Source organism: uncultured Jannaschia sp., assembly GCF_947494025.1.
Lineage (GTDB): Bacteria > Pseudomonadota > Alphaproteobacteria > Rhodobacterales > Rhodobacteraceae > Jannaschia.
On sequence record NZ_CANLTQ010000083.1, the window covers coordinates 1 to 2,874 of the forward strand.

The window sequence follows — 2,874 nt, forward strand, 5'->3', positions numbered from 1 at the left end:
CTTCTTCGTCATCGTCCATCTCCCCCTTGGGGTCAGAATGGACCGGCAACCTCATACACAGAAGATCGGACACTCTCTAGCCGCCTCTCTCAAGGCCGATGCGTCGCAATCGAGATGTTCGGACGGCAGGTCGTCTCGCATTGTCGCGATGATGGCCGCCCCCTCGGCCCCGGACGCCTCGATTGCCGGGTCGCATTCCGTGTCGAAGCCCATGGAGCGATTGTTGATGTTCGAAGAACCGATACGGATCAGCCGGTCGTCGACCACCAGAACCTTCGCATGGACATGGATTGGCTCTCCCGCCGCATTTACCGGATGGAAGATGCCGAATCGCCCGTACCTGTCGACACGGCGAACCATGTCGAGCCGCAGATCCCGCGCACTCCCCATCACATGCTCTTCGAGCCAACCGAAGGCGGAGAGCGGATTGATCACCACAACCTCGGGCCCGTCAGGTTCGGCGAGCCGGGCCGCAAGCTCCTCGCAGATGCTGATCGATGCAAAGTATTGGCTCTTGAGATAGATCGTTCGTCGCGCCGCGCGGATCGCAGTCCGGTAAAGCGCCTCAATTTCCCGGATCGGGGAGCGGCGCCCACCGGTCGGTTGTCATGTCGATCCCGCCGCAGAAGGCCAGCTCGTCGTCGATCACGGTGATTTTCTGATGATGCGCGGCGCCATGCGGATGCTCACTGTCGAAACGCATCCTGATCCGTCGAACAGCATAAAGATCTTGTGCAAGCCGGGGTATCATCTGGTTTCCCAGCGTGTAGATCACGGCCATGTCCCATTTCAGGATGGAGATACGCAGGGCCGGATTGCGCCGCACCAGTGCCCGCAGGAAATCTCCGAGCTCTGTCGGCATGTCGTCATCGACACCGCCGGGCGCGAGATCAGTCCGCAGGTCGAAGTCCCAGCCGACCAGGACAACAGAATGCTGCGCCGCCAGCATCGCCTGCCGGGCGGCAGCGAAGTACTTGGACGCATCGACGATGATCGCGAAACGGTCAGCCCGCTTTCTGCGCCAGCAATTCTTGCCTTCCTAAAGGATGGAACTCGAGGATTGAGCAGACATCGCGTCTTCCTGTCAGAGTCGATCATCGGGCCTGTCAGCGTGGTATGATAGGTTCCTGTCACCGCGCTGCGCGTGACCGTCGTTCAGAAATGCGGCTCCAGCACATGTCGGGCAATCGTGCCGGATCGTCCGGCTCGACCGGATCGTCGGATGGAGCTTCGCATCGTCGGATGTCCAAGGATCAAAAGTATCAGGTGCAGACATCCAGCAGGCTCGTCACCAATGCAGCCTGCGTTCTGATGATCGTCCAGCGGACGCACCGCCATGAATTTTCAGATCGACTCCAGGCACCGGCCTCAGTCCGTCATCGAGTCGGCAAGGGATCGAAGCTCACTCATGCCCTGAAGTTCGGTGGCCGGGACGGAGACGTTGGCGCTGGCAGTTCCAGCAGCGTTCGCCACCTTGATCGCGGCATAGGGAACAGCGATCGTGGTGCCGTCATCGCTAGAGATCAGGGCGGCGATGACGCGGCCGCCGGGGACGACGACAAAGTTCTCGATCGTGCCTACAGTGTTACCGTCCCCTCCGGTAAGCTTCTTGCCGATCAGATCCTTGATGAGGAGCTTGTCCATCCCAATTTCGCTCAACGACTTTGCCGCTGAAGCAATGCTCGCGGCGTCGGTCAGGTTGTCGGGAATCTCGACTGGTATGCCCTGCGCAGCGACGCTGCCACAGGCGAAAGGAAGAATACAAACGGCGAAAAGGCGGTGTCGCATTGTGGATCTCCGGCTACGGAAGGCTTCTTCTGGCAACCTGCGCCAGCCTCGGCGGTTCCCCATGCCCTGCTTTGGAACAGTGAGGCGATCCTTACTCAAAAGGATAGAAGCACCTAGATGTTTGATCCCCCGGTTTGATGGTGTGATCCTTTCGACCGACAGGTGCGGATGATCCTTCTCGACCGTGCCGCGCCTTACGTCCCGCCCCAAGGCTTGAGCTTTCTGGAAAAAAATCGTTCGCGACCGCGAGCTCACCGATCTACGCGTGCAGCTCGCGCACCGTCTCCGCATGAACCTCGGGCGCCTTGCTTGTCGGGCCCTTCTCGAACATGCCGGATGCTCCTTCGAGCAGCGCCTTCTTCCATTGGTGGATCAGCGTCGGGTGCACCTCGAACCGCGCGGCCAGTTCGGCCACCGACTGCTCCCCCTTCAGCGCCTCCAGCGCCACCTTCGCCTTGAACGCGGCCGCGTCCCGCTTCCTCTTCGCCATCTCGTCCGTCTCCTTCTCGAAGACCAAGATGACCTCAGATCGTAGCTTCCGTCAGTGTCCGATTTCCAGGGAGCACCTCAGGCCTTCAGGCCACGGGGTCTGGATGTCGTGCGCATGATATCTCGGCGATACCGCATCAGGAGGAGGTCCATTCGCACGGGATCACAGGAAAAATCGGACGGGTCGCGGATCACAACGTGATGGCGGGTGTTCTCTTCGACATGGGGGCGGGGGACGACTGGCCAAAGCTGCGCGCGCGCCTTCTGGCCGCCGACATCTTCATTCTCGGATCCCCGACCCGGCTTGGCCAGCCTTCGAGCATGGCTGTCGCGTACTCGAACGGAGCTGGGGAGCGAACGGGCCATCTTCGCCGGTCATGATCCTGGAGGCGGCGTGACGCAGATTGCGGACCACAGTCGGATGATGACCATCAGTATCCAGATAGCCGGGCCGCGAGGCGCTGGTTGCATGGCTTACGCAAAGATTGCCGCCATGTCCCTCCGAGTCGCTTTCACCGGTACATGCTTGCCGGAAGCAGGGACATCAACGCTTGCCTCAGTTTCATCTCGTCCACCGGCTTGCTCAGCATCGGCGCA

General features: G+C 60.6%; 5 protein-coding genes. 1 reads left to right on the forward strand and 4 read right to left on the reverse strand.

Annotation, left to right across the window (positions count from 1 at the left end):
- Positions 1-51 precede the first annotated feature (51 nt).
- Both Q1B08_RS21175 and Q1B08_RS21180 read right to left on the reverse strand, forming a co-directional pair.
- Entirely contained in the window at positions 52-579 is a 528-nt protein-coding gene (locus tag Q1B08_RS21175) for a phospholipase D-like domain-containing protein (RefSeq protein WP_366140087.1), read from the reverse strand.
- Positions 566-949 (reverse strand): hypothetical protein, encoded by a 384-nt coding sequence (locus Q1B08_RS21180; RefSeq protein ID WP_299823262.1) that lies wholly within the window; start codon positions 947-949, stop codon positions 566-568. Before Q1B08_RS21180 ends, Q1B08_RS21175 begins: the two co-directional genes overlap by 14 nt.
- Between Q1B08_RS21180 and Q1B08_RS21185 the strand changes: the two genes are divergently transcribed.
- The gene (locus Q1B08_RS21185; protein WP_299823265.1) at positions 932-1,120 is read left to right on the forward strand and encodes a hypothetical protein; all 189 of its coding nucleotides are present in this window, start codon (positions 932-934) and stop codon (positions 1,118-1,120) included. The two genes, Q1B08_RS21180 and Q1B08_RS21185, sit on opposite strands and share 18 nt — an antisense overlap.
- Positions 1,121-1,368: 248 nt before the next feature.
- On the opposite strand, the gene Q1B08_RS21190 is transcribed toward Q1B08_RS21185, so the two are convergent.
- Positions 1,369-1,788, reverse strand: a complete 420-nt coding sequence (locus tag Q1B08_RS21190; RefSeq protein ID WP_299823268.1) for a PRC-barrel domain-containing protein — start codon at positions 1,786-1,788, stop codon at positions 1,369-1,371.
- 259 nt (positions 1,789-2,047) lie between these two features.
- The gene (locus tag Q1B08_RS21195; RefSeq protein WP_299823271.1) at positions 2,048-2,278 is read right to left on the reverse strand and encodes a transposase; all 231 of its coding nucleotides are present in this window, start codon (positions 2,276-2,278) and stop codon (positions 2,048-2,050) included.
- Positions 2,279-2,874 lie beyond the last annotated feature (596 nt).